This is a genomic window from Nocardia sp. NPDC057663 (genome assembly GCF_042799895.1).
GTDB lineage: Bacteria > Actinomycetota > Actinomycetes > Mycobacteriales > Mycobacteriaceae > Nocardia.
In genome coordinates this window covers 17,357-44,294 of record NZ_JBHVHX010000001.1, presented here as the reverse complement: position 1 = coordinate 44,294, position 26,938 = coordinate 17,357, and the positions used below count along the sequence as shown (strand labels likewise).

The window sequence follows — 26,938 nt, the reverse complement described above, 5'->3', positions numbered from 1 at the left end:
GATCGGCGAAGGCACACCCCGTGGCGAAGTTCGACATGCCGCGGGTAGCGCCCTGGTAGCCCGCGGTGCTGGTTAAGGTGTTTGCCGTCGGGTGTGCGTGAACACAGGAGGGCCGCGCTTGTTCGTGTCCGGTGATCGGGTGATCGGTGCCGTCGGCGACCTCGTGCGCGCCGCGGACTGTGAGTTCGCGCTGCTGCGCGCCGTCGACGCGGCCCTCGGCAACCTCCCCGGCGCGCCGGACGCCGCCGCCTCCGTCGTCCGCCCGGCGGAGGTGGCGCCGGAGTTGCTGGGCCACTTCGGTGACACCCTGATCCGCATCCCGTCACCCGAGGTACCCGGCGCCACACCCGCCGCCCGGATCGCCGCACTCACCACCGCCGCCGAACAGACCATGGCGGCGCTGCGTGACGGAGCCGCCGCCATCCACGGCGCGGTCTTCTTCGACGGCCGATTCGCCTGCGGCGCCGACCTTCTTGTCCGCGATGCGGGGGCCCAGCGCTACACGCTGCACATCGCCATCGGATCTGCCGAGGTCGGCGTCACTGCCGTGCAGCGCACCGGCGATGCCAGGGCTGATGTTCCCGCCGCGCTACGCACCGGCGTCGCCGCTGCCGAGGCCCCACTTACGCCTGCCGCGCCCCACACCGGGGCTGTGCCCGGCGAGAACTGGCTGCCGGAAGCCGGCGTCCACCAGCGCGATGGCCTCGAATCCGGCCTGCCGGGCGAGGTCGGTGGCGATCTGCGTGGTGGCATCGGGGCTGACCTGCCCGCCGGTGTCGTCGAGGATGGTGCACCTGCCGCGCCGCAATCCAGGGTGGTGCCCGGCGAGGGCTGGATATCCGAAGCCGGGGTTCACCTGCGTGGTGGTCTCGGTCCTGACGTGCCGGACGAGTCCGACGGCGAGCTGCACGGTGATCTCGGCTCCGGGCCGGAAGCGCCGGGGCTCGCCGACTATGCGGCCGCCGCGGCACCAGGGGAACCCGGTGCGCCCGCGACAACCGATGCGCGATTCACGTCGCCTCGTGGTGATTTCCGTGCGCTGCGTCGCGAACTCGCCGCTGGTCGGACGCCATTCGAGCGGGCCACCGCGTCGGTCGGTGCGTTGGAGGCCGACACTCCTCGTGAATCGTTGCGTGCCCGAATCGCGTTCGCGGCGTGCGCGGAGGCGCTGACCGCTGCGGGGATCGGCATCGATCCGTGGGCGTATCTGTCGACGCAGGCGGGGGAGCAGCGCACGCGGACCGAGGAGCTCAGGTCGGTGTACCTGGCGCGTCGGGCGCGGGTGGAGCGGATCGTCGAGGAGAAGCTGACCGAACTGCTGCCGGTGCAGTGGGGCGATCCGCGCTACCTCGCGTGTGGACGGTGCGCGAGCTGTCGCGTGGCCGCGGCGACCGCGCGGGATCTGTTGCTGGTTGCGGGGATTCGGCCCACCCAGCGGGCCCGGCTGCGCGAAGCGGGTGTGCTGACCATCGACCGGCTCGCCACGACGACCACCCCGGTCGCGGGTCTGGCTCCGCGCACGGTGACCGCCCTGCGCCGCCAAGCCGAGATCCAGGTGCAGCGGGAGCGCACCGGCGAACCGGCCTTCGCCCTGCGCGACGCCACCGCATTGGGTGCGCTGCCCGCGCAGAGCCACGGCGATCTCGCACTGATCGTCGACGTCGACGAGCGCGGCGCCGTCACCGCCGTCGAACTGTCCGACGCGAGCTCGGTCGTCTACCGCCCCGCGATCAGCCGGGCGCGCGTGCCGCAGGACCACGTCGACCGGTGCACCGGCGCCGACTCGACGGGCGACGTGCTCGACGAGCTGCTCGACATCATCGGCGAGCACCGCGCGGCCGACCCGGCGGTGCGGGTGTACCACTACGGTTCGGCGGTCAGGACGGCACTGCTCGACTGGTCGGGTCGTCTCGGCACCGGCGCCGACCTGCTCGACGAGCTGCTGGCCGACGGCGCCCTGTTCGATCTGGCGCCCATCGTGCGCACCGCGCTGCTGATCGGCGAACAGTCCTACGACACCACCGGATTGGCCGGGCTGTTCCCCGCCACCGAGAGCCGCGCCACCACCGTGCTCGCCCTGCGCGACTGGCTGCTCGCCCGCGCCGCCGACGCGGGCGTCGACGTGCCGGGTACCCGGTTCGCCGTCGCCGACTCCGACGCGCCGCCGTCGCTGCGACCCGGCTCACTGGAAGCCGCGCTCACCGAATTCGCCGCCGCCGCCGAGGGTGACGCGGCCCGCGCCGCCGCCCTGACGGCCGCCATCCTCGGCTACCACCGCCGCGAACGCCAGCCCCGCTGGTGGGCCCACATCGACCGCCTCGGCCACCCCGTCGGCGAATGGGCCGACGCGCCGGGCGTGCTCGTCGCCGAGTGGGGCACCGTCGACACCAAATGGCATCGCACACCCCAGCTTCCGACGATGCGGCGCTACCTGACGCTGACCGGCAGACTCGGTACCGGCGCGACGCTCACGCCGGGCACCCAGATGGTCACCATCTACGACGGCGCCGCCGCCGCGGGCATGACCCAGACCCTCGGTCGCCGCGCCACCGCCACGGCGACCGTCCTCGGCTGCGCCGTCGACGCGAACTTCGACGACACCGTCCGGCTGGAGGAGCTGCTCCCCGCGGGCTGCCCGCCGTACGACGACCTCCCCGCGGCCATCGCCCCCGGCCCGCCCGACGGCGAAGCCGATATCGAAGCGGCACTGGAGTTCACCGCCCAGGACCTGCTCATGACGCTGCCGTCGGTCCCCGAGAACGCCGTCTACGACCTGCTCCTGCGCCGCGCGCCGCGCTTGCGCGACGGGATGGCGCTGCCGGAGGTACACGGTGACGTCGCCGCGGCACTGGCGAGCGCGGTGGGCGCCCTCGACGCCTCCTACCTGGCCGTGCACGGCCCGCCCGGCACCGGCAAGACCGGCACCACCGCCCGCGCGATCGAACGGCTCGTCACCCGGCACCGGTGGCGGATCGGCGTGGTCGCGCAGTCGCACGCGGTGATCGAGCGGATCTTCGACGCCGTCGTCGAGGCCGGATTGCTGCCCGAGCTGGTGGCCAAGAAGGACGTCGCCTCGGTCGGCCCCGAATGGTCGGCCATCGACGCCGCCCGGTACCCGCGGTTCCTCGACAATGCCGTCAACGGGTGCGTGATCGGTGGCACCACCGCCGATTTCGTCGACGACACCCTGATCGCGCCGGAGTCGCTGGACCTGCTGGTCATCGCCGACGCGGGGGCATGTTCGCTGGCCGACACCGTCGCGGTTGCCGTGAGCGCGCGCAACCTGCTGCTGATCGGCGACCCGGTGCCGCCGCCCGCGCAGGCGGCGCACCCGCAGCGGGTGCAGGTCTCGGCGCTGGAATGGCTGTGCGACGGCGCCGCCACCCTGCCCGCCGAACGTGGCTACTTCCTCGATCGCACCTGGCGCATGCATCCCGCGCTGTGCGAGCCGGTGTCGGCGAGCTGCTATGACGGCAGGCTGCGGGCCAGCGAAACCATCACCCTCGCCCGGGATCTGGCCGGTATCGCGCCCGGTGTGAGCACCGTGCTCGTCGAGCATCGCGGCAGTGCCACCGAATCCGATGCCGAGGCGCGCGAGGTGGTGCGCCGGGTGCGCGCCCTGCTCGGCGAGACCTGGACCTCCGGTGGCCGGGCCCGTCGGCTGCATCCGCACGACGTGTTCGTCGTGGCGCCGTACGCCGCGCAGGTGGCGCGGATCCGAACCCTGCTGGCGCGCGCCAAGATCGAGGACGTCCTGGTCGGCACGCCCGACCGGTTCCGTGGCCGGGAAGCCGCCGTCGTCGTGCTGTCGATGACCACGTCCACGCCCGCCGACGCGCCGTTCGGGATGCGACCGCTGCTGTCGCGCACCGTGATCCACGCGACGCTGTGCCGGGCCATGTGGAAGGCGATCGTGATCCGCTCGCCGCTGCTCACCGAGTACCTGCCGGACACACCGGAAGAACTGGCCGCGCTGGCCGGATTCCTCCGGCTGGGCTAGCCGGTCACACGCTGCGTAGCAACCTGCGCAGCCAGTCGGCCGCGCATTCCGGGGTCGCCGGGGCGATGTCTACGTGCTGGGCCGCGTGCACGAGGTAGCGGCCGTCGCCGGTGACATCGATCCAGGAGAGCACGCCGGTCGGTGCTTCGTCCCCGCCCGCGGCGACCAGGATCTGCCCGATGCCGCTGCGCGGGCGCTGCAACAGCCTGCGGATGCGGGCGGCGTCGGACGGTCCGGCGACGGGCGCGGTGACCAGGTCGCGGCTGTCCTCGCGCACCTTGGCCGCGAGTGCGGAGATCCGGTTGCCGGTCCCGGCGAGCTGCGCGGGAATCCGTGAGAACACCTGGGCGGCAAACCGTTTCGTGCTGCCGACCTGGACGTGGACGCTGCCGCCGCGGTCGTCCGTGCTGCCCGGTTCCTGTACGGCGAGCACGGCCACGTCACCGGTGACGGCACCGAGCATCCGGACCGCCGCCGCGACCTGCCCGCAGACTTCGACCCGGATCTCCGGCTTGGCGAGTACCCGCAGCGCCGCCGACAGATCGGCGTCCAGGGTCCGGGTTGACCAGGCGTCGAGCGCGGGCTGCTGGGCCGCGCGTTCGGCGGTGTCGCGGGCCGAGGCGCGCACGGCGAGCGGATACGGGATCCGGTCGCCGTCGATGCGCGCCCAGGCCAGCGCGAACTGGTCCGGCGTGAGGTGCCAGTTCACCCCCGCTCGGTCCACTCACCGAGCACGGCGGGACTGGTCGGCTCCATCTTGCCGATCAGCGCGTTCACCTCGTCGGCGGGCTCCAGATAGGTCGGCTCCTCGTCGAGGAACCGCAGGAACTCGTCGTCGTCTTCCTCGTCGTCCTCCTGCGGTGACTGTGGGCGCGGACCGTTCGGCGGCCGGGTGGTATCGGCGGCCATCATCGCCCCGCCCATCAGTCCGCCGATGGCGCCCGCGCTCATGCCCGCCGCGGCGTCGCCACTCGCGGCGGCGGGGTCGTGGCTGGTCGACGCCGTCGCGGTGTCGGTCGTTCCGGAGCTCGCACTGCTGGTGGACTGCTGATCGGCGGAGGGGCGGTCGCGGCGGATGCGCGGGTCGGCCGAGGGGACGAAACCGGCCGGAGCGGCCGCCGCTGGGCTGCCCGCCACCGTGGTCGCGGCGGGGGCGCCGGCCTTCGACTGCACGATCTGCACGGCCTGTGTGACCTGCGGGGGCGCGACCGCAGCCGCGGCAGTCGCCGCCGACGCGACGGAAGTACCTGTCGGCGTACCGTTTCCGCCACTCACCTGCGTACCTGCTGCGGCGGTTGCGGCCTCCGCACTTGCGGTATCCGCCGGGGTTCCGGCAGCCGAGGCGGTGTCCGTCGCGGTGGTGACCGGCGAAGTCGAGGCGCCAGGCTCGGTGGTGGACGGCACGCCAGCGACACCGTTCGGCACGGCCGCGGCGGGCAGCGTCCCCGGCTCCGTGGTGATGTCGGAGAACGACGGAACTCCCGACCCCGTCGGCACGAAAGCCCCGGCGTAGATCGACTCCATCGCCCGCACCGCATCGAGGCGGGCGTTCTCGGCCTGCCGCACGATCGCGGCATTGTCGGACGCCTGCTGCGAGTCCAGCAGCGCGGCGGCCGGATCGGGCTGCACCCCATCGGGTTCCGCGATCGCGGCGCGTACCGATTCGGCGGCATCGCCCGCCTGGCTCAGCCGGACGCCGACCGCGGTCAGCACATCGGCGATCCGCCTGCCCGCCTGCTCGAAGTCACGCACCGCGTCGCTCGCCTGCTGGGCGGCGGCGCCACGCCAGCCGTCGGCGATGGCGGCCCTGATCTCGCTGTGCGCGTTCTCGACCTCGTCACCGAGCCCGGTCGACGCGGCCAGGAACAACTGGCCCGCACCGGCCAGCGCCGCCGGATCGAGTTGCCGGACGGCCTGGTAGATCTCGGCGTGCGAGAGGTTGTCGAAGACCTCGACGGTGGGGCAGTAGTCGGGATCGGTGCCCGGTGCGGAAATGCTACGCATGGCTCGCTCCCGGAACCTCGACCGCGGCGACCGCGCCTGCCAGCATCTGATCGCCTTCCTGATAGGCGGCGCCCGCGGCGCGGAAGACGGCGGCGAGCGCACGCGCGGTGCTCGCGTAGGCGCGCAGCTGCTCCAGTGCGTCCCCCGCCTTGCCCTCGAATCCGGTGCGCAGCGCGGCACCCGAGGCGAGTCCGCCGAAACCCGGAATCACCTCCGCGCCGCCCAGTGCCCGCACCTGGGCTTCCACCGCGTCGGCCAGCCGCTCGTAGCGCTGGGCGCAGCGTTCCGGTGCACCGTCGGCGACGAGCAGGCCGTCGATCCACAGTCCACCCTCGTCCACGGCCTGACCGAGGGCCGCCGTATTCGGCAGCCCTGTTCGATTCGGTTGCACCGCTCCCCCTTCGTCGTTCATCGCACCGCGGCGAGTACCCACTCCGCGATATCGGCGGTCACCCGCTGCTGCACCGGTTCATGCAACAGGTCGTGTCCGGCGTCGGCGTACTCGCGCAAATCTACCGATCCGTGCCGCGCTGTCCATAGCCGGATCACATCGATGGGCGCTCGCCGATCGTCGGCTCCGTGCACCGCGAGGACCGGCAGGCGCGGGTCGAGCGCGATCTCGGTGGCGCGCCGCGGCGTGCCACAGAGGACGAGTCCGCCCAGGTCGCCGGGCTTTTCGGCGGCGACGGCGAGCGCGGTGACGGCGCCGAGCGAATGGCCCATCAGCACCGGCGCCGCCGCCGTGACCTCGTCGAGCAGTCCCCGTGCGTCGGCGGCGAGCTCGTCGATGGTGCCCGGCGCATCCGGATCGCCTTCGCTCAGGCCCTGGCCCGCGGTGTCCAGTGTCCACAGCTCGATGCGCGCGAGCCGATCCAGCGCGGTGGCGAAGCGGTGATAGTGCCCGCTGTGCTGGCCGGTGCCCGGCAGCAGCACCAGCGTCGCGGCGGGCGCCTCGACCGGCCACCGCCGGTAATGCAGCCGGCCGCGGGCGCTGTGGAAGTAGGGCACGCAGCGATTATGACCGCTGGGCGAATTGTCGTGTGCGACAGAACCGGTGCGCGATACTGTTCGACGAGCACGATGCGCGATACCGTGGCGTTCGCTGGACAGTGTGGACACACCACTACCCCTGGGTAGCCGTTAGACTTCGCGCGTCGAGCTGGGTCAACTGAGTCGAGGTCTTGCATGTCGTCGTTCCGCCGTTGCGTCGCCCACGTTGCTGTCGGCGCGGCCATGGTGACCACCGCTTCGTTCGGTACCGGCACGGCCGGTGCCGCCCCCCTCTCGAAGTGTGGGCAGGCGCGCCAGGATGTCGCGATCCGCTCGAGTGTGCCGCTGCTGGACTGGTCGGAGAACTTCGGCCTCGATACCACCGGGAATCTGTGGGTCGCGCGGGTCATGCGCGGCGAGGTGCAGCGCTATGACCGCGAGGGGAAGCTGACCGCCACCGTCGCGGTCGCGGCCCCCGGCGCGGTCCGGCTCGGCCCCGACGGGCTGCTCTATGTCGTCACCGGCAATTCGCCGCTGGCGGGCTCGGGCGGGATCGTCCGCTTCGACCCCATGGCAGCCAATCCTGTGCCCACCCCCTTCGCCACCGGCTTCCCGCAGCCCAACGGCGCCGCGTTCGACGCCGACGGCAACCTCTACGTGACGACCGCCAACGGCCTGCACCGGCTGCGCCGCGACGGCAGCGAGGACATGGCCTGGTGGGCAGGCGTGAATGTCGACGGGCCCAACGGCGTTGTGGTCGCCGGTGATTCGGTCTACGTCACCGCCAACTTCGTCGCCGCCGACGGCGCACCGGTCGGCCGCGTCCTTCGCCTGTCCCGCACGAACCCGGCCGACAGCACCACCGTCGCCGATCTGACCTCGTTCGGCACCCTGCCCGATTTCGTCGACGATCTGGTTGTCCGCGACGGCGCCCTGTACGTCACCACCCTGGCCGGCCATCTTGTCCGCGTCGACCCGAAGTCGGGCGCCGCGTGCACCGTCGTCTCCACTCAGCCGTTGACGGCGGTCGTCGCCGATCCCGCCGACTCGTCGGCCCTGCTGGCCGGATCCGAGGAAGGCACCGTTCTGCGCATCCGCCCGGCCTAGCCCGATCCGGCGGGCGTCACCGATCCGGGAACGCCTGCGCGCGGTCGATTTCGATCAGCTCGGTCCGGCGGGCTTTTTCCGATCCGGGTGCCGCCTGCGCGGTCGATATCGGTGAGCTCGATCCGGCGGCGTCACCGATCGGGGTGTCGCCCGCGCGGCCGATCCGAACGGAAGTCGCGGGACGACGTCGTGGAATCAGCCGCCGACGGTGAGCGCCGACGGCGGGTTCGCCGGGGCGGGCGCGGGCTGCGGTGCTTCGGCGGGCGCGGGAGCCGGTGCCGGAGCCGCGGTTTCCGGTGCGGGAGCCTGCGACTTCGGCGCACCCGTGGCAGCCTCACCCGAGCCGGGGCTGGTGGCCTGCGGTGCGGGAGCGGGCGGTGCGGCCGGCGCTTCGGTGGCCTGGACCGGCAGGTCGGGGACGACGAAAGTGCCGACGGTCGGGGTCATCACGCAGCGGGCGCCGGGGTAGTCGATCGTGCCCCACATCGAGGCGATCACGGTGCCCGCGCCGCTGTGCACGGTCTTCGACAGCGACGGCAGCTGGAATTCGGTCTGGTCGTCGAGCGCGACGATGCCGCTCTGCCCGGTGTTCACGTTCACCCAGGCCACGCTCAGGCCCGACGCCAGCGCGAAGCCGGTGTGCCGCGGGCTGGCGCTGAACCGGATGTCGCCGGGCGCCATGCTCGTCTCGGTGCGCGGGCCCGGTCCCTCGAAGGTGGCGGCGGCGATGATCGTGGTGATCGGGCCGTTGCTGCCGCAGCCGAAAGTCGGCGCCGCGTAGGAGAACGGGATGAACTGGGCCGAGATGTCGCGCAGCGTGTCGGCGCCGACCAGCTTGGTGAAGCTGCCCAGCGCGCCGACGCCCGCCTTCGCCGAGACGTCCTCGCCGGCGAGGTGGGTCAGGTGGCCGATGCCGTCTTCGAGCGGGGTGGGGGCCGCACTCGCGGTCGTGGCGAACAGTGTCACCGCGCCGATGCTCGCCGCGGTGACCGCCGCTGCCCGGCCTGCGATGGATCTGCCGTTCACCCGTAACTCCTCGGTGGATGCTCGTCGCCGTTCCCGGCTCGTCTGGCAACGTACCAGGTCGCCGACCGGGTCGCCGAGCCACCGGCGAGCGTTCCGCCGCGAAGGCTGACCGTCAGCAAGTGTGATGTAGTCGACACTGGCGTTTACTCAGGGGTAGGTTTTTCTCGACGGCTACCAACCACGCTGGGAGATCCGGATGAAGTTAGCCCTTTCCCCTGAAGAGGTCGCCTTCCGCGACGAACTCCGGCATTTCTACAAGACCGAGATCCCGGCCGAAATCCGGGACCGCGTCAAATTCGGCCACGAGCTGTCCCGCGACGACATCGTCACCGCGAACAAGATCCTCAACGACCACGGTCTGGCCGTGCCCAACTGGCCGGTGGCGTGGGGCGGCAAGGACTGGACGCCGATGCAGCGCCACCTGTGGCTCGACGAGATGCAGCTGGCCTCGGTGCCAGAGCCGCTCACGTTCAACGCCTCGATGGTCGGGCCGGTCATCGCCCAGTTCGGTTCCGAGGAACTCAAGCAGCGCTTCCTCCCGCCGACCGCCGCGCTCGACATCTGGTGGTGCCAGGGCTTCTCCGAGCCCGACGCCGGGTCCGATCTCGCCGCGCTGCGCACCACCGCGGTCCGCGACGGCGACTCCTACATCGTCAACGGCCAGAAGATCTGGACCACGCTCGGCCAGTACGCCGACTGGATCTTCTGTCTCGTTCGCACCGATCCGAACGCGCCGAAGAAGCAAGCAGGCATCTCCTTCCTGCTGTTCGACGTGAAGTCGCCCGGTGTCACCATGCGCCCGATCAAGCTGATCGACGGCAGCTACGAGGTCAACGAGGTCTTCTTCGAGAACGTCCGGGTACCCGCCGATCAGCTGGTCGGCGAGGAGAACCAGGGCTGGACCTACGCCAAGTTCCTGCTCGGCAACGAGCGCACCTCGATCACCGGCGTCGGCAAGACCAAGGTCAAGATCGGGCTCGCGAAAGACTATGCGCGCCAGACCAGGACCGGCCACGGGACGCTGCTGGAGGACCCGGTGTTCGCGGCCCGCGTCGCCGAGCTGGAGAACGAGCTGCTCGCGCTGGAACTCACCCAGCTGCGCGTGGTCTCCAATTCCGCCGACGGCAAGCCGAACCCGGTCTCCTCGGTGCTGAAGCTGCGCGGCTCCGAGCTGCAGCAGCAGGCCACCGAACTGCTGCTCGAGATCGCGGGCGCCGACGCGCTCCCGGTCGGCGCCGACGGTATCGCCTCGCCCGCCTGGGCCCAGCACACCGGTCCCAGCTACCTGAACTACCGCAAGGTCACCATCTACGGAGGTTCGAGCGAGGTCCAGCGCTCGATCATTTCCTCCACGATCCTCGGATTGTGAGGCGCTGACATGGATCTCGAACTCACCGACGAACAGACGATGCTGCGCGACACCGTGCGCGAACTGCTGCACCGGTTCTACGACGGCGAAGCACTGGCGAAGGTCGGCGAGACCGACCCCGGCTGGAACCGCACGGTCTGGAAGCAGCTGGCCGAGCTGGGCGTGCTCGGCCTGACCATCGACGAGGACGACGGCGGCGTCGGCGCGGGCCCGGTCGAGGCGATGCTGGTGCAGGAGGAGCTCGGTCGCGCGCTCGCCCCGGAACCGGTGCTCGACGCGGTCGTGATCCCGGCCGAACTGCTGAAGCTGACCGGCAGCCCCGAACAGCGCGGGCGCCTGCTGCCCGCGCTGGCCGCGGGGGAGAAGCTGCTGGCCTTCGCGCACGCCGAGCCCGGCCTGCGCTGGCCGTCGACCGAGATCACCACGGCCGCCACCGCGCAGGGCGACGGGTACACGCTGACCGGCGTCAAGAACCCGGTGCTGCGCGGTGACTGCGCCGACGAGCTGATCGTCAGCGCGGTGCTGCCCGGCGGCGGTACCGGCCTGTTGCTGGTCGACCCGAACGGGACCGGGGTGACCAAGCGCGCCTACCGGACCTTCGACGGCAGGCGCGGCGCGCAGTTCGACTTCGACGGCGCCACCGGCGAACTGCTGGGCGACACCGTCGACGCGGCCGAGCAGATCGCGCTGGCCCAGGGGTACGCGCAGGCGGCGCTGTGCGCGGAATCGGTGGGGGCGATGGAGATCGCGCTGACCCTGACCACCGACTACCTCAAGACCCGCAAGCAGTTCGGCGTCACGCTGTCGAAGTTCCAGACGCTGACCCAGCGCGCCTCGGACTGCTACGTCTCGCTCGAACTGGCCCGCAGCATCAGCCTGTTCGCGACGGCGGCGCTGGCCGACGGCGGCAACGATCCGGTGGTGGCCTCGCGGGCGCGGCTGCAGGTCGCGCGCTCCGCCGAGCACATCGGGCGCGAGGCGATCCAGATGCACGGCGGCATCGGTGTCACCGCGGAATATCCGGTGAGCCACTACGTCGCCCGGCTGACCGCGATCGGCCAGACGCTCGGCGGCGCGCTGGAACATCGGCGGGTATTGGCCGACCGCGTCGGCAGTTACGACCTGCCGGAGCTGTAGGACGGATCGGTGACGGTGCGTGCCCCGGCCGGGGTGCGCACCATCGCTGTGTCAGCCCTCGTCGTCGGTAGTGGTCGTTGTAGTCGGCGACTCGGTGGTCGCGGCCGGTGTCGGGGTGGCGCCGGTGTCAGCCGGCGGGGTGGTGTGGTCGTGGGCGCGGGTCGTCGGAGAGTCCGTCTCGGCGGCTTCCTCGTCGTCCACCGGCGGGCGGGTTCGCGGCGGGGTGGTGAGTGTCGGCACCGGCCGGGTGGTGGTGCTGCGCGGCGGAGTCGTCGTGGACTGGTCCTCGGCGGTGGTCGCGGGCGGACGAGATTCGGTGGTCGCCTCCGCGGGCTGGGACTCGGTCGTCGTCTCGCCCTCGGGCGGCGGTTCCGACGGTGAGGTCTCGGTCGAGCTGAGGCTGAACGGTTTCCGCGGCGACATGTACGGTGCGATCCGCCAGCTGGGGGAGGGCGGGATCGAGATCCGTACGGTCGTCGAGGAGGTCTCCTCGGCGATCCGGCTCGGTGCGGCGGCTAGATTCGCGTTCAGCGGGGGCGGCGGAACATAGACATCCTGCTGCCCGACACCACACGCACCGATGACGATCAGTCCGAGTGACACCGCGCCAACAGCGATGGCCGGACCTACGAGCTTGGTCGGGCTGTCATCCATCGCGTGCACTCCTCGTCGGCTTCGAGTCGCCTCACAGTAGTGCAGGACCGGCGAATCGGCAGTGCGGGTCCGGTGAATCAGTACTTTTTAAACATTTGTGATTCAGATATCGGATTGATTTCGTCGGCGTGTCGCTGGGACGTGTCGCGCGCGATCGGCGTCGCCGAGTCGTAGCGTGTGTGAGCAAAGTTACGCATGAGACGCCCGGAACAGCACTACTGACGCGCGAGGGTTGCGCGACGCAAGAATCTGATCGGCGTCATCGAGGAGAATCTGATGGGAGCTTATTCGACACCCCGGCTGAAACCCGCGGCGGCGAACGGTGATTCGGTCGCAGCGGCAAATATTCAGCACGCACTGTCGAACCCGCCGGGCAATCGCACTGTCGTGGTCGCCGCACGGGTCATGGGCTGGTTGTTCTTCGTCGGCGGTCTCGTCGGCGCCGGGCTCGGCATCGCCGGCCTGCATGTGGAGATCACCGTCGCCGGCCTGATCCTGGCCTGCACCGCGGGCCTCATCCTGCTGAAGCTGCGCACCGACCGGGACGCGCTCGAGAAGGACTGAGCGGCAGCAGAATTCAGGTGCGATCGGCCCGTCCAGGGCCTACCGTCGATGCTGTGCGTATCGACATCACCGGCGACGCCGCCCGCTTTCTGGCCGAGGCCGAGGCCTTCCTGTGTCAAGACCCCTTGCGGCATACGGTGATCGCCACCGCGATCGCCAACGAACTCGGTGGCCGGGCGGGCGGCGCGATGACCCGATTCCTGACGGTACGCGACGACGCGGGTCAGGTCGTCGGCGTCGCCACCAGTGCCTTCGGCGGCAGGGTCTACCTCGGCGAGCTCCCACCGCACAGCATCTCGGCCGTGGCCGACGCCTTCTCGGCGGAGCAGGCCCCGCCGACCAGCGTCGAAGGCGTCCGGACCGACGCGGCCGCCTTCGCCCGGTACTGGTCGCGGGTGACGGGCGGGACCGACGCGGAGTCGTTCTCGGCCCGCCTGTTCCGGCTCGGAACCCTGTCCGTTCCCGCGGCGGTGGGCAAGCCGCGTCCGGCCACCGTGGACGATCTCGACGTCTGCCGGGCCTTCGTCGAGGCCTTCTGTGCCGAGATCGGTGAACCGCGGCCGTTCGACGAGGACGCCGCGCGGCGGCGGATCGACGCCGGGTTCTGGTGGCTGTGGGAGCACGACGGGGCGCCTGCCGCCTTCGTCGGCCGCAACGTCGAGATCCTCGGCTGGGCCAGAATCGGCCCCGTCTACACGCCTCCGCAACTGCGTGGCAACGGCTTTGCCAGTGCGCTGACCGCCGCCGTTTCCGGGGTCGTCCGGGCCGAGGGCGCCGACGTCTGCCTGTTCACCGATCTGGCCAATCCGACGTCGAACAAGATCTACCAGGCGATCGGATACGAGCCGGTGCGCGACTTCGTGCACTACACGCTGACCGCCGCGGGCTAGGTCAGTGGCGCGGTGTGCCACCACTCGAGCATCTGCGCCTCGTCGGCGATGAATCCGCGGCTGTACATGAGGATGGCCGCGCGGTCCGGGTCGGCGTCGAACCGGGTGACCATGCGCGGCGACTTCGGCTGGCTGTCGTGCAGAACGAAGTTCGTGTAGGTGTGGCCGGTGTGCGTCGTCGCGCGGGCATCATGGGCGGGCAAGGCGGCGACAGCCTGCTGTGCCTGGTCCGCCGAGGGGTAGAGGAAGAACTCGTAGATCGCCTTGTTGCCGCCGCCGAAGCAGTGCCACATGACCACCCAGTCACCCATATCGGCGTCGGTGGTGTCGCGGCTCGCGGTGGCACGGTCGTAGGCGAAGCAGCCCGCGTTGCCCAGGCCCGAACCCGCGTGGACCAGGTTGCTCGCGGAGGTGTGCGGCAGCATGCGCGGGAACTGATCGCTGAGCTGCGCGGCGTTCGCCCCGATGACCTTGCGGTCGCTGGTCGTCGGCGAGGCGGCGCTCGATGTCGTGCGCTGGGCGACGGAAGTGGCTGTGCGCGACGCCGACTCGGTCGTGGTGTCGGTTGCAGCGCCCGCCTCGGCCGGGTCGGTCGCCCCACTCGCGACGGCCCATGTGACCGCCGCGATGAGGCCGACGATCCCGAGCAGGATGAGCATCGCTGTCCACCCGGCCGGTGACGCCTGCCAGCGGGAGTCCCGCTTCGGACCGAGATAGTCCTCGGCGACCTTCGATCGCTCGCCGTCGCCACTGGGCGCCGAGGCATCACGCGGCCGCGCGGCCAGTGCATTCGGCGCGGAACGACTCGGCGAGGAACCGGCCTGCCACGATCCGTGCTGCGCCCCGGCGCCCGGCCATGAGGGCTGCTGGGCGCTATCCGGCCACGACGCCTGCTGCCCACCGGGTGGCGGCTGCTGGAAACCGGCAGGCGACAGCTGCGGCGCGCCCGACCACGAAGGCTGTTGCATGCCCGGCGATGACGGGTGTTGGGCGCCCGGCCATGAAGGCTGTTGTATGCCTGGTGACGAAGGCTGTGGCGTGCCGGCCGGCGACGGCTGCTGGGCGTTGGGCCACGACGACTGCTGCATGCCGGGCGACGAAGGCTGTTGCGCGCCCGGCCCCGACGGTTGCTGGGCGTCGGGCCACGGTGGCTGTTGCCTGCCAGGTGACGACGGCTGTTGCGTGCCTGGCCACGGCGCCTGCTGCATGTCGGGCGATGACGACTGCTGTGCGCCGGGCCACGACGGGGTACCGGCAGCGGGCCACGCGTTCGGTCCGGACGCCGCATCCGAGCCGGGGAACGGTGTCATCCCGGCGACCGGGTAACCAGGGGCAGGCGTGTAGGGCGAGTTCGGTGGATACGTTCTGGTCTGGGCTGACGCCAGGAACGGTTGTCCCGCTGTCGGATCGGTCAGTGCCTGACCCGCGGCCGCAGCAAACTCGGCGCACGAGCCGAACCGCTCGTCCGGCCGCTTGGCCATGCCGCGGGCCAGCACCGCGTCCAGCGCGGGCGGGAGATCGGAGCGCAGCGAGCTCGCACGCGGGGGTGGCTGCTGGAGATGACCCTGGATCACCGCGACCGGGTTGCCGGCCTCGAACGGAGTGGTGCCGGTAAGCAGCCGGAACAGTGTGCAGGCCAGTGAGTACTGGTCGGCGCGTCCGTCGAGGGCGATTCCCGACAACTGCTCCGGGGAGGCGAACGCGAGGGTGGCGGTGAAGGTTCCGGTCTGGGTGAGCTTGGCGGCATTGTCGTTGTGCAGGCGGGCGATGCCGAAATCGGTGAGGTAGACGCGCTCGCCGCCGTCGACCGGCTCGAGCAGGATGTTCGCCGGTTTCACATCGCGATGCAGCACGCCCCTGCTGTGCGCGAAGTCCAGCGCCGCCGCGGTCTCGGCGACGATGCGCACCGCTCGCGCCGGATCGACGGGGGCCGACAGCGAGGCCGCGTCGGCGCCGTCGATGTAGCGCATCGAGATCCACAGCTGGTCGTCCTCGACGCCGCGGTCGTACACGGTGACGATATTCGGATGTTCCAGCTGCGCGACCAGGTCCGCTTCGCGCTCGAACCTGGCCCTGATCTCGGTGTCGAAGAACAGTTCCCGATTCAGCAGCTTCATCGCGGTGCGCCGGGGCAGCCGCGGATGACGCGCCAGATACACCGAGCCCATGCCGCCGCGGCCGAGCAGCCGCTCGATGGTGTACCCGGCGAAAACGCCGCTCTCGTCGATCATTCGCTCAGTTCAGCGGTGCCGAGCGCCACCAGCGCAGCACCTCGTCGGCCGTGCCGTAGGCGTCGGTGAACATCAGGAACTGGGCGCGGTCGGGGTCGCCGGTGAACTGGGTGATGATCTTGTTCCCGTTGTCGGTGTACTTGAAGTTGGTGTACTGCTTGCCGCCGTTGGTGTCGACCGACTCGGTGTTGGCCGGCAGCCCGTCGATCACGGCCTGCACGTCGGCCGCCGAGTTGTAGACGTAGATCCGGTAGAACGGATCGTTGCCGCCGCTGCCGCCACCGTCGTAGCAGCGCCACTGCCAGACCCACGCGCCGAAGTCGGGGTCGCCGTCGTTGGGCGAGGGGGTGTAGCTGGTGTCGGTCTCCCAGCAGGAAGCGCCGTTGTAGCCGGTGTCGCCGTCGGTGTTGGCGGGCACCATCCGGCCGAACTCGGCGCTGATGGCGTCGGCGTTCGGAGTGACGTGTTTGCCTGCCGCCATCGAGGTCGTCGTGGTGGAGCCGCCGCCGGAATCATCGCCGCTGACCGCGACCCCGATGCCGATCAGCAGCGCGAGCACCACGATGACGGCGACGACGATGCCGACGATCAGCCCGGTGTTCGACTTCGACGGCGGTCGCGGACCCTGCTGGTACTGGCCGAAACCCCCGCCCGTCGGCGGGCGCGGCGGAGCGGGCGGCGTCGGATACTGCGGTCGGGACTGCTGGGCGTACGGGTTCTGCGTCGCCGCACCGCCGGTCAGCGGCGCCTGGTTGGCCATCGGGCCGCCCGTCATCGGGCCTTGTGCCGCGGTGCCCATGGGGCCGCCGGTCATGTGGCCCTGTCCCACGGTGCCCATGGGTCCGCCGGTCATCGGACTCGCGGTGCCCATCGGGCCGCCGGTCATCGGCCCTTGCGCGGCAAGGGGATACGGCGAACCGGTCTGCGGGATCGCGCCGCCGGTGGTCGGACGCGGGCCACCCGTGACCGGGATCGCGCCGCCCGTGGTCGGGCGCTGGCCGACGATCGGCATCGCGGGCGCGCTCGGGTTGTTGAGCGCGGCGATCGCGGCGTTCGCGAAATCCGAGCAGGAGTCGAAACGGTCGTCGGGCCGCTTCGCCATGGCCTTGGCCAGCACCGCGTCGAGGGCATAGGACAGGCCGGGGCGCACGCTGCTCAGCGACGGCGGCGGTTGCTGCAGATGCCCCTGGATGACCGCGGCGGGATTGGTCGCCGTGAACGGGCCCGACCCGGTGAACAGCCAGAACAGGGTGCAGGCCAGCGAGTACTGGTCGGAGCGATGGTCCAGGGACGCACCGGTGAGCTGCTCGGGGGAGGCGTAGGCAAGGGTCGCGGTGAAGGTGCCGGTCTGGGTGAGATGACCGGTGTCGTCACGCAATCGGGCGATGCCGAAGTCGGTGAGGTAGACCCGTTCGCCGCGGCCCGCGCCGGAGCGCGCGAGCAGGATGTTGGCCGGTTTCACGTCGCGGTGCAGCACACCCATGCCGTGCGCGTAGTCGAGCGCGTCGGCGGTTTCCTTCACGATCTGCAGCGCGCGGGCGGGCGGCAGTGTCTGCGGGTCCACCGACGCGGCGTCGATACCGTCGATGAACTGCATGGAGATCCACAGCTGTTCGTCGTCGAGACCGCGGTCGTAGACGGTGACGATGTTCGGGTGATCCAGGCGCGAGACCAGATCCGCCTCCCGTTCGAACCGCGCCCGCACCTCCTGATCGAAGAACATCTCGCGATTGAGCAACTTCAGCGCGGTCATCCGCGGAAGGCGAGGGTGCTTGGCGAGGTAGACCGAACCCATGCCACCACGGCCGAGCTGCCGTTCGATGACGTAGCCGGCGAAGACATCTCCGTTGGCCAGCATGTCTGCTCCACTTCCCGCCGTGCGCCGGGACCCACCAGCGCACGCGCGTACAGCAAGAAAAGCCGCGGCCGGGTGGCCCGCCACGGGAAAATCAACGAAACCTTAGCAGCAGCCGACCGGGCGGATGGTTGCTCGTGTAGCGACCGTCCAGCCCGTACCGATCACGGTGGCCGCCGCGGTTGCGGCGGCACGATATAGCCGGGATGGTTACGGCCACCGGGGAAGTCGATGGTGCCCGGCCGCTGCGTCCCGCGCCGCGGCGGGATCGCGGTACCGCTCGTCGGCGGTCGCGGTACGTGCTGATGCGGCTGGGCGGGCGTGGTCGGCGGCACCTGCTGATGTGGCTGCGGCGGCGTGGCCGGTCGCGCCTGCTGATGTGGCTGTGGCGGCGTGGCCGGTCGCGCCTGCGGATGCGGCTGTGGCGGGGTGGCCGGTCGCGAATAGTGCTGCTGCGGATACGGCTCGCGTGCTCGCAGCACCACGCCGGTCGCCGTCGGCTGCTGGTGGTGATGCCACGGGCCGGGGACCGCGAACAGCGCGGCCCTGGCCGCCTGGGCGAATTCCGCGCAGCTGGCGTACCGCGCCTCCGGCCGTTTGGCGGTGGCCCTGGCCAGCACGGCCTCCAGGGTCGACGGCAGGTCGGGGCGCAGGCTGCGCAGCGGCGGCACCGGCTTGCTCAGGTGCGCCTGGATCACCGCGGCCGGGTTGGGGCCGGGGAACGGCACCGAGCCGGTCAGCATCCAGAACAGGGTGCAGGCCAGCGAGTACTGGTCGGCGCGGTGATCGAGCGGAGCGCCTGCGATGTGTTCGGGGGCGGCGTAGGCCAGGGTGGCGGTGATCGTGCCCGCCGAGGACAGCGTCGTCTCGCTGTCGCGCACGGCCGCGATCCCGAAGTCGGTGAGCACCACCCGTTCCGGGCGGCCGATCGGCGGCTTCGCGAGCAGGATGTTGGCCGGTTTCACGTCGCGGTGCAGGACACCGCCCGCGTGCGCGAAATCCAGGGCGGTCGCGGTCTCGGCGACGATCTGTACGGCCCGGTCCGGGGTGAGCACATTGACATCGGCCGTCGCGACATCGGTGCCTGCCACGAACTGCATGGAGATCCACAGCTGATCGTCGTCGTTGCCGCGGTCGTAGACGTTGACGATGTTGGGATGTTCGAGCTGGGCGACCAGGTCGGCCTCGCGCTCGAACCGGCGGCGGCTCTCGTCGTCGGCGGACAGGTCGCGGCTGAGCAGCTTCAGCGCGGTGAGCCGGGGCAACCGGGGATGCCGGGCCAGATAGACCACGCCCATGCCGCCGTATCCGAGCACGCGCCGGATCGTGTACCCGGCGAACACGTCGCCTTTGCGCAACACCGCGAAGTCACCCCCTCCAGGGCAGAAGCACCCGTCCGAATTCTACCGATGTATCTCCTGATACCCCCGGAGTGCAACATCGCCGATCATGTCGGTGCCGCGGATTAGGGTGGCATCATGCGCATTGGAGCACACGTTCGCGACGAGAGCGATCCGATCGGCTTCGGTGAGAAGCTCGGCGCCGAGGTCATCCAGCTGTTCGTGGTCGATCCGCAGAGCTGGGACAAACCGCAGCCGCATCCGCAGGCCGCGCAGATCCTGGCCAGTCCGATCGACGTCGTCGTGCACTCGTCCTATCAGATCAATGTGGCCAGCCTGAACAACCGGCTGCGGATGCCCTCGCGCAACGCCGTGGCCCAGCAGGCGAAGGCCGCCGCCGATCTCGGCGCGTTCGGCCTGGTCGTGCACGGCGGGCACGTGCGCTCCGACGCTGAGCTCGACACCGGAATCGACAACTGGCGCAAGCTGTTCGAACGCCAGCAGGACAAGGGCGGCTTCGCCGTGCCGATCCTGATCGAGAACACCGCGGGCGGCAATCACGCGATGGCCAGGCACTTCGATTCGATCGCCCGGCTCTGGGACGCGGTCGGCGACTACGGCGCCGGCTTCTGCCTCGACACCTGCCACGCCTGGGCGGGCGGTGAGGACCTGGTCGGCGTCGTCGAGCGGATCAAGGCCATCACCGGCCGGATCGACCTGGTGCACCTGAACTCCTCGCGCGACGAATTCGATTCCGGCGCCGACCGGCACGCCAATTTCGCCGACGGCACCATCGACCCGCAGCTGCTGGCCGAGGTCTGCCGGACGGCGGGGGCGCCGGTCATCCTGGAGACGCCCGCCGACGGTGTCGCCGAAGACCTCGCCTACCTGCGGGAGAACCTCGGCTGAGGCGTTCCGATCACCCGGAGGGAAAACCTGTCAGTCGAACGGGATTCGCGGTGTGCTTGATGCATACCAACCGATCCACAACGACAGAGGTGATCTCCCATGACGGTCGACCACGCCATCCCCGCCACCGCCACCGCCACCGTGACGGTGACCAAGCTCGGCGCCCACATCGGCGCCCAGGTCGACGGTGTCCGTCTCGGTGGTGACCTCGACGCGGCGACCGTCGCGACGATCCGGCGTGCGCTGGGCGAGCACAAGGTCGTCTTCTTCCGCGGCCAGCAGCACCTGACCGAGGACGGCCAGCACGAGTTCGCCCAGCTGCTCGGCAGCCCGACCACCCCGCACCCGACGGTGAAGTCGCAGGGCGTCAAGAGCCTGGCCATCGATTCCGAGACCGGCCGCGCCAACTCCTGGCACACCGACGTCACCTTCGTCGACCGCATCCCGAAGGCGTCGATCCTGCGCGCCGAGCACCTGCCGACCTACGGCGGCTCGACCACCTGGGCCTCCACCGTCGCCGCCTACAACTCGCTACCCGAGCCACTCAAGTTGCTCGCCGAGAACCTGCGCGCCGTGCACACCAACGTCTACGACTACGCCGCCCGCACTGTCGAGCCGCTGCGCCCGAAGTCCGAAGAGTACCGCGCGGAGTTCCAGTCCACCTACTACGAGACCGAGCACCCGGTGGTGCGCGTGCACCCCGAGACCGGTGAGCGCGCGCTGCTGCTCGGCCACTTCGTGAAGAACTTCGTCGGCCTGTCCACCAGCGAGTCGCAGGCGCTGTTCCGCCTGTTCCAGGACCGGGTCACCCGCCTGGAGAACACCACGCGCTGGACCTGGGCCGACGGCGACGTCGCCATCTGGGACAACCGCGCCACCCAGCACTACGCCATCGACGACTACGACAACCAGCCCCGCCGCCTGACCCGCATCACCCTCGCCGGCGACATCCCGATCGGCGTCGACGGCAAGCCGAGCACTGTCATCGAGGGCAACGCCGAGCACTACTCCATCGTCGAGGAGCCGCAGCGACTGGCCAGCTGAGTCCCGAACGGGCGACCAACTGACCAGGCGAGGACATGGGTAACTCCCCAACCACCTCCCACCTGCCGCACACCCGAGGTGAGACCGACTGCCAACAGTCGAGCTGTCGGACGACACGCCGAAGTCGCGGAGAGACGGGTGGGCTAGAGTCGCGGGGTGGCGGAAATGATTCGGCCGTTGGACGGTGTTCGCGTCCTGGAACTCGGCAACTACGTTGCCGCTCCCACCGCCGGACGTATTCTGGGCGACTTCGGCGCCGAGGTGATCAAGGTGGAACGCCCTGGTACGGGCGACGAGTTACGCAACTGGCGGCTCTACGGTGGCGACACCTCCATGCTGTATCGCACCGTGAACCGCAACAAGAAGTCGATCGTGCTCGACCTGCGCACCGAGGCGGGTCGCGCGGTCGTGCTCGATCTGCTGCGGCACTGCGACGTGCTGCTGGAGAACTTCCGGCCCGGCATGCTGGAGAAATGGGGCCTCGGCCCCGAGGTGCTCGAGGAGGTGAACCCGAAGCTGGTCATCACCCGCATCTCCGCCTACGGCCAGACCGGCCCGATGGCCGCGCGGCCCGGTTTCGCCGCGGTCGCCGAGGCCGTGGGCGGTCTGCGTGAGCTCGTCGGCGATCCGGACCGCCCGCCGGTGCGGGTGGGGGTGTCGATCGGCGACTCGATCGCGGGCATCTACGCCGCGTTCGGCACGGTGATGGCGTTGTTCCAGCGGGAGCGGGTGTCCGGTCAGGTGCCGCAGACGGAACGGATCATCGATGTCGCGCTCAACGAGTCGATCCTGTCGGTGATGGAGTCGCTGGTCCCCGACCACCTCGCCTACGGGATCAACCGCGAGCGGGTCGGCGGCCGGATGGAAGGCATCGCCCCGAGCAACGCCTATCCGACCAGCGACGGCTACAGCATCATCATCGGCGGCAACGGCGATGCCATCTTCCAGCGCTACATGCAGGTCATCGGTCGTCCCGACCTGGCAGCCGATCCTGAGCTGGCCGACAACGCGGGCCGCTGGCGCAACCGGGAACGCCTGGACGCCTCGATCGCCGAATGGTCGAGCCGGCGCACCCGCGACGAGGCGCTGAAACTGCTCGACGACGCCGCCATCCCGTGCGGCCCGATCTACACCGCCGCCGACATCGTGGCCGACGAGCAGTACCGCGCACGCAATATGATCCAGTCGTTCCCCGTCGACGTGGGCGAGCCCGAACCCAAGCAGGTGGGGTTCCCCGGCATCGTCCCGGTGATCGGGGGACAGTCGCTGCCGATCCGCAATGTCGGCCCCGACCTCGGCGAGCACACCAGAGAAGTGCTCGGCGGGCTGCTCGGGATGAGCGAAGACCAGATCGACGCGCTGGAGGCAACGTGAGCAGGCGAGTACACGGCAGACGCCGCCCACCGGTGCGCAGCAAGTGGGAACAGCGAGGGCCGGGCCATGTGCGCCCGACCGTGCATCCGACGCCAGCCAGCGTCGGTGACAAACCGTGCGGCGGCGTGATGTGCGTGCCCGCCCAGGAACCGGACCAGCGGTGATGACCGCCCCGCTGCTGCGGGATGTGACCCTGCGCGACGGCTTGCAGCTCACCGGCAAGGTGCTGCCCACCGAACAGAAGATCGATGTCGTCCGGCGGCTGCTGGCCGCGGGCGTGCCCGCAGTGGAGATCGGCTCGATGGCCCGGCCGGATCTGGTGCCGCCGATGGCCAACTCGCTCGAGCTGATCGCGGCGCTCACCCCGGACGAGCTGGCGAAATGCTGGGTCTGGGTGGCCACACCCCGGCACATCGAGAAGGCAGCGGCGGCCGGTGCGCGCAACTTCCAGTACTGCTTCTCGGTCTCCGACAGCCACAACAAGGCCAATATCGGCCGCGACACCGAGGCTTCGGTCGCGGCCATGCCCGACGCGATCCGGCTGGCGCAGGAGGCGGGCGGTGCGATCCAGCTCTGCCTGGCCACCAGCTTCACCTGCCCGTTCGAGGGCGAGGTCGACCCCGCGCGGGTGCTGGCCATCGCCAACGATCCGCGCACCGACGGCGCCGCCGACATCGTGCTGGCCGACACCCTCGGCCAGGCCCACCCCGGTCAGGTGAGCGCGCTGGTCTCGGCGGTCCGCGACCGCACACCGTCGCGCCGCATCGTCTTCCACGGCCACGACACCTGGGGCATGGGCGTGGCCAACACCCTCGCCGCCGTCGCGGCGGGCGCGACGATGGTCGACGGCGCCCTCGGCGGCCTCGGCGGCTGCCCCTTCGCCCCCGGCGCCAGCGGCAACACCGCCTCCGAGGACATCCTCTTCGCCACCCGCCCGGACTGGTTCACCCCGGCCGCCCTGGCGAGTCTGGTAGGCCTCACCGAGGAGCTGCTCGCCGACCTCGGCGAACCCAACCGTTCCCGCACCGCGGAAGGCGCGCGCTCGAAGGCCGAGGCCTTCGACTGGGTCATCAGTTAGGTATCGGGGGGATTCCGGATGGCGCGCTGACCGGTCGGCAGACAGACTGGACATCATGACTTCGCACGCCATGGGCACCGAGGCCGTCGATGCGGCGGCCGCCACCGAGATCGCGGCTGCCGCGCAAGACCTGGTCAAGTTGTATGGATCGGGAGACACACAGGTTAAGGCCTTGGACGGTGTTTCAGCGGATTTCGCCAAAGGCGAGTTCACCGCGATCATGGGCCCCTCCGGCTCGGGCAAGTCCACGCTGATGCACTGCCTGGCCGGGCTCGACAGCGCGAGCGCGGGCCATGTCCGCATCGGTGACACCGCGCTGACCGGGCTGTCCGACAAGCAGATGACCGCGCTGCGCCGCGACCGGATCGGGTTCGTCTTCCAGGCGTTCAACCTGGTGCCGACGCTGACCGCGCTGGAGAACATCACCCTCCCGCTCGACATCGCGGGCCGCAAGGTCGACCAGGAATGGCTCGACACCGTCGTCAAGCGCCTGGGCCTCGGCGACCGGCTCGAGCACCGGCCCTCCGAGCTGTCCGGTGGCCAGCAGCAGCGCGTCGCGTGCGCGCGCGCCCTGGTCGGCAAGCCGGAGATCATCTTCGGCGACGAGCCGACCGGCAACCTGGACTCGCATTCCTCCGGTGAGGTGCTGGCGATCCTGCGCGCCTCGGTCGACGAGTTCGGGCAGACCGTCGTGATCGTCACCCACGACCCACGCGCGGCCGCCTACTCCGACCGCGTCGTGTTCCTCGCCGACGGTCGCATCGTCGACGAGCTGCGCGATCCGACCCAGGATTCCATCCTCGACCGGATGAAGGCGCTGGAGATCCGATGAGTAACCCCATGCGCAAGGTCGCCTTGCGCAATCTCGCCGCGCACAAGGTGCGGCTGGCGTTGACGCTGCTGTCGGTGGTGCTCGGTACCGCCTTCATCTCCGGCTCGTTCGTCTTCACCGACACCTTGCAGCGCACCTTCGACGGCATCTTCGAAGGCCAGGCCCAGGGCGTCGACGTGCGCGTCGGCCCTAAGGACCGGCAGTCGCTGGGCGTGCCGACCAATATCGTGGACGCGCTGGCCAAGACCGAGGGCGTCGACCGCGTCGCTCCGGCCATGAACGGCCCGGTGGTGCTGCTCGAACCCGACGGCAAGAAGGCCGTGCAGACCGGTGGCGCACCGAGTTTCGGCCTGTCCTACCTGCCGCCGGACAAGTCGGTCGAAGAGCCGAACACGTTCGTCGCGGGTGCGCCGCCCGCCCAGCCGGGCGAGATCGCGCTCAACACCAGCGGCGCGGAGAAGGCCGGGCTGCGGGTCGGCGACAAGATCAAGGTGCTCATCCCGGCCAAGGGTGACCCGTTCGAGGTGACCCTCTCCGGCGTCTACGAGATGCCGGGTACCGAGGGCGGCGGCGTGGTCGCGGTGATGTTCACCGAACCGCAGGCGCGCAAGCTGTTCACCGACGGCTCGCACGTCGCCTACGCCGATCTCGCGGCCGCACCGGGTGTCTCGGCCGATGACCTGCGTGACAAGCTCGCCGCCGGCCTGCCCAACTACAAGGTGCAGAACGCCGACGAGGTCCGCGAGGACATGAAGAAGGAGGTCTCGGAGGCGCTCACCTTCATCAACTACTTCCTGCTCGCCTTCGGCGCGATCGCACTGATCGTCGGCACGTTCATCATCTACAACACCTTCTCGATGATCGTGGCCCAGCGCCTGCGCGAACTGGCGTTGCTGCGGGCGATCGGCGCCAGCAGGCAGCAGGTCGGCCGGTCGGTGGTCGGTGAGGCCGTCGTGATCGGCCTGATCGGCAGCGCGATCGGTCTCGCCGCGGGCATCGGGCTGGCGTTCGGGTTGTCGGCGTTGCTGAACGCCTTCGATCTCGGCCTGCCCACCGGATCCCTGACGGTGCTGCCGCGGACCGCGATCGTCGCCTTGCTCGTCGGCCTGATCGTCACCGTGGCCAGCGCCTACGCGCCTGCCCGCCGCGCCGCCAAGGTGCCGCCGGTGGAGGCGATGCGGTCCGAATTCGCCAGCGCCGGTGACTCGTTGCACGTACGCACCGTGGTCGGTGCGGTCATGGCGGTGGCCGGTGGCGTGCTCGTGTATGTCGGCGCGCAGGGCACCGGCAAGGGCTCGGCGGTGACCGTCGGCATCGGCGCGCTCGGGTTGATCCTGGCCGTGCTGCTCGCCGCGCCCGCGCTGTCGCGGCCGATGGTGCTCGTACTCGGCGTGCTCACCCGGCCGTTCGGCGCGATCGGGCAGATGGCCCGCAACAACGCCGTGCGCAATCCGCGCCGCACCGCGGCCACCGCGTTCGCGCTCACCCTCGGGCTGATGCTGGTCTCGGCGATCGGCATCCTCGGCGCCTCGGCGAAGACCAGCGTCGGCGTGCTGATCGACAAGGGCGTGAAGGCCGAATACGTGCTCGCCGGTCCGCAGATGATCGGCGCGCCGCTCGGTGCGGTGGACGCCGTGCGCACCCAGGTGCCCGGGATCAGCGACGTCACCGGCATCAAGGTCGTCGCGTTCAAGGTCGGGGACGAGCAGATCCTCGCCACCTCCCCGGACGGCCCGATCGGCCCGGTGATGGACATCGACCTGCTCAGCGGTTCCACCACGATCGGTGCGAACGAGCTGCTCGTCGACGAGACCCAGGCAGGTGATCGCGGCTGGAAGGTCGGCGACAAGGTCACCATCACCAGCCTCGACAGCAAGAAGCTCGAGCTCACAGTCGGCGGTATCTTCGCCAACTCGCCGCTGCTCGGCGCGATGGTCGTCGACCCCGGCGTCTACGAGCAGTTGATGCCGCCGAGCCTGCGCACCAATGCCTTCGTGCTGGTGAAGGCGGAGCCCGGCACCGATCTCACCGCCATGCGGGCGAATCTGGAGAAGGCCACCGAACCGTTCGTCGTCGTGCAGGTGCAGGACCACGAGCAGTTCAAGGGCGCGCAGGGCAAGCAGATCAACACCCTGCTCGCCATCCTCTACGGCCTGCTGGCGCTGGCGGTGGTGATCGCCGTGCTCGGCATCATCAACACCCTCGCCCTCTCGGTGGTCGAACGCCGCCGCGAGATCGGCATGCTCCGCGCCGTCGGCACCCAGCGATCCCAGGTACGCCGCACGATCTACCTGGAATCCATGCTGATCGCCATCTTCGGCGCGATCGTCGGCCTGGTCCTCGGCATCGCCCTCGGCGTCGGCTTCCTGCGCACCCTGCGTGACCTGGGCATCGATCAGATCACCATTCCGTGGTCGCAATTGGTCACCGTGCTGATCGCCTCGGCCGTGGTCGGCGTGCTGGCCGCGGTGTGGCCGGGTGTGCGCGCGGCTCGCACGCCTCCGCTGGCGGCCATCGCGGATCTGTAGGAGTAG

General features: G+C 70.4%; 21 protein-coding genes. 12 read left to right on the top strand and 9 right to left on the bottom strand.

The genetic code is table 11. From position 1 onward, the window contains the following. Positions 1-124: 124 nt before the first annotated feature. A complete protein-coding gene (locus ACFVAV_RS00165; protein WP_379029857.1) occupies positions 125-4,000 on the top strand; it encodes a DEAD/DEAH box helicase in 3,876 nt (1,291 codons plus the stop codon). Positions 4,001-4,004: 4 nt separating this feature from the next. Here ACFVAV_RS00165 and ACFVAV_RS00160 read toward each other — a convergent pair whose 3' ends face one another. The 4 genes from ACFVAV_RS00160 to ACFVAV_RS00145 are packed head-to-tail and all read right to left on the bottom strand — an operon-like array spanning position 4,005 to position 7,012. Next, on the bottom strand, positions 4,005-4,709 hold the full coding sequence (locus ACFVAV_RS00160) for an ESX secretion-associated protein EspG (protein ID WP_379027929.1): 705 nt from the start codon (positions 4,707-4,709) through the stop codon (positions 4,005-4,007). Beyond that, complete coding sequence (locus ACFVAV_RS00155; RefSeq protein ID WP_379027928.1) at positions 4,706-6,004, bottom strand: WXG100 family type VII secretion target; 1,299 nt, start codon at positions 6,002-6,004, stop codon at positions 4,706-4,708. Before ACFVAV_RS00155 ends, ACFVAV_RS00160 begins: the two co-directional genes overlap by 4 nt. Continuing rightward, positions 5,997-6,395, bottom strand: coding sequence for a hypothetical protein (locus ACFVAV_RS00150; protein ID WP_379027926.1), 399 nt, complete (start codon positions 6,393-6,395; stop codon positions 5,997-5,999). The genes ACFVAV_RS00155 and ACFVAV_RS00150 overlap by 8 nt, the downstream gene beginning before the upstream one ends. A gap of 17 nt (positions 6,396-6,412) precedes the next feature. Next, positions 6,413-7,012 carry an alpha/beta hydrolase gene (locus tag ACFVAV_RS00145; RefSeq protein WP_379027924.1) on the bottom strand — a complete coding sequence of 200 codons (600 nt, stop codon included), beginning with the start codon at positions 7,010-7,012 and terminating at the stop codon, positions 6,413-6,415. Between the two features lie 177 nt (positions 7,013-7,189). On the opposite strand from ACFVAV_RS00145, the gene ACFVAV_RS00140 reads away from it, so the two are divergent. Continuing rightward, on the top strand, positions 7,190-8,101 hold the full coding sequence (locus tag ACFVAV_RS00140; protein WP_379027922.1) for a hypothetical protein: 912 nt from the start codon (positions 7,190-7,192) through the stop codon (positions 8,099-8,101). A gap of 195 nt (positions 8,102-8,296) precedes the next feature. Here the strand turns inward: ACFVAV_RS00140 and ACFVAV_RS00135 are convergent, their stop codons facing one another. Next, positions 8,297-9,127, bottom strand: coding sequence for a hypothetical protein (locus tag ACFVAV_RS00135; protein ID WP_379027920.1), 831 nt, complete (start codon positions 9,125-9,127; stop codon positions 8,297-8,299). Positions 9,128-9,323: 196 nt separating this feature from the next. Here ACFVAV_RS00135 and ACFVAV_RS00130 point away from each other — a divergent pair, with 196 nt between their 5' ends. Together ACFVAV_RS00130 and ACFVAV_RS00125 are read left to right on the top strand one after the other, a co-directional pair. After that, positions 9,324-10,496, top strand: coding sequence for an acyl-CoA dehydrogenase family protein (locus ACFVAV_RS00130; protein WP_379027918.1), 1,173 nt, complete (start codon positions 9,324-9,326; stop codon positions 10,494-10,496). A 9-nt stretch (positions 10,497-10,505) separates the two neighbouring features. Beyond that, on the top strand, positions 10,506-11,633 hold the full coding sequence (locus ACFVAV_RS00125; protein ID WP_379027916.1) for an acyl-CoA dehydrogenase family protein: 1,128 nt from the start codon (positions 10,506-10,508) through the stop codon (positions 11,631-11,633). Positions 11,634-11,684: 51 nt separating this feature from the next. Here ACFVAV_RS00125 and ACFVAV_RS00120 read toward each other — a convergent pair whose 3' ends face one another. Beyond that, complete coding sequence (locus tag ACFVAV_RS00120; RefSeq protein WP_379027914.1) at positions 11,685-12,287, bottom strand: hypothetical protein; 603 nt, start codon at positions 12,285-12,287, stop codon at positions 11,685-11,687. A 276-nt stretch (positions 12,288-12,563) separates the two neighbouring features. On the opposite strand from ACFVAV_RS00120, the gene ACFVAV_RS00115 reads away from it, so the two are divergent. Together ACFVAV_RS00115 and ACFVAV_RS00110 are read left to right on the top strand one after the other, a co-directional pair. Further along, positions 12,564-12,851, top strand: coding sequence for a hypothetical protein (locus tag ACFVAV_RS00115; protein WP_379027912.1), 288 nt, complete (start codon positions 12,564-12,566; stop codon positions 12,849-12,851). A 53-nt stretch (positions 12,852-12,904) separates the two neighbouring features. Beyond that, positions 12,905-13,741, top strand: coding sequence for a GNAT family N-acetyltransferase (locus tag ACFVAV_RS00110; RefSeq protein WP_379027910.1), 837 nt, complete (start codon positions 12,905-12,907; stop codon positions 13,739-13,741). On the opposite strand, the gene ACFVAV_RS00105 is transcribed toward ACFVAV_RS00110, so the two are convergent. The 3 genes from ACFVAV_RS00105 to ACFVAV_RS00095 all read right to left on the bottom strand — a co-directional run bounded on the left by ACFVAV_RS00105 (position 13,738) and on the right by ACFVAV_RS00095 (position 19,188). Next, positions 13,738-15,972: a protein kinase gene (locus ACFVAV_RS00105; protein WP_379027908.1), complete on the bottom strand. Its 2,235-nt coding sequence runs from the start codon at positions 15,970-15,972 to the stop codon at positions 13,738-13,740. The two genes, ACFVAV_RS00110 and ACFVAV_RS00105, sit on opposite strands and share 4 nt — an antisense overlap. Before the next feature lie 4 nt (positions 15,973-15,976). Continuing rightward, positions 15,977-17,830: a protein kinase gene (locus tag ACFVAV_RS00100; protein ID WP_379027906.1), complete on the bottom strand. Its 1,854-nt coding sequence runs from the start codon at positions 17,828-17,830 to the stop codon at positions 15,977-15,979. Between the two features lie 161 nt (positions 17,831-17,991). After that, on the bottom strand, positions 17,992-19,188 hold the full coding sequence (locus tag ACFVAV_RS00095; RefSeq protein WP_379027905.1) for a protein kinase: 1,197 nt from the start codon (positions 19,186-19,188) through the stop codon (positions 17,992-17,994). 117 nt (positions 19,189-19,305) lie between these two features. Between ACFVAV_RS00095 and ACFVAV_RS00090 the strand changes: the two genes are divergently transcribed. The 6 genes from ACFVAV_RS00090 to ACFVAV_RS00065 all read left to right on the top strand — a co-directional run bounded on the left by ACFVAV_RS00090 (position 19,306) and on the right by ACFVAV_RS00065 (position 26,932). Further along, a complete protein-coding gene (locus ACFVAV_RS00090; protein ID WP_379027903.1) occupies positions 19,306-20,076 on the top strand; it encodes a deoxyribonuclease IV in 771 nt (256 codons plus the stop codon). Between the two features lie 99 nt (positions 20,077-20,175). Next, on the top strand, positions 20,176-21,120 hold the full coding sequence (locus tag ACFVAV_RS00085; RefSeq protein ID WP_379027901.1) for a TauD/TfdA dioxygenase family protein: 945 nt from the start codon (positions 20,176-20,178) through the stop codon (positions 21,118-21,120). A 165-nt stretch (positions 21,121-21,285) separates the two neighbouring features. Beyond that, positions 21,286-22,494 (top strand): CaiB/BaiF CoA transferase family protein, encoded by a 1,209-nt coding sequence (locus ACFVAV_RS00080; RefSeq protein ID WP_379029854.1) that lies wholly within the window; start codon positions 21,286-21,288, stop codon positions 22,492-22,494. A 163-nt stretch (positions 22,495-22,657) separates the two neighbouring features. Then, the gene (locus tag ACFVAV_RS00075) at positions 22,658-23,572 is read left to right on the top strand and encodes a hydroxymethylglutaryl-CoA lyase (protein WP_379027899.1); all 915 of its coding nucleotides are present in this window, start codon (positions 22,658-22,660) and stop codon (positions 23,570-23,572) included. Between the two features lie 55 nt (positions 23,573-23,627). After that, the gene (locus ACFVAV_RS00070; RefSeq protein ID WP_379027897.1) at positions 23,628-24,404 is read left to right on the top strand and encodes an ABC transporter ATP-binding protein; all 777 of its coding nucleotides are present in this window, start codon (positions 23,628-23,630) and stop codon (positions 24,402-24,404) included. After that, positions 24,401-26,932: an ABC transporter permease gene (locus tag ACFVAV_RS00065; protein WP_379027895.1), complete on the top strand. Its 2,532-nt coding sequence runs from the start codon at positions 24,401-24,403 to the stop codon at positions 26,930-26,932. The genes ACFVAV_RS00070 and ACFVAV_RS00065 overlap by 4 nt, the downstream gene beginning before the upstream one ends. The last annotated feature ends 6 nt before the right edge of the window (positions 26,933-26,938 follow it).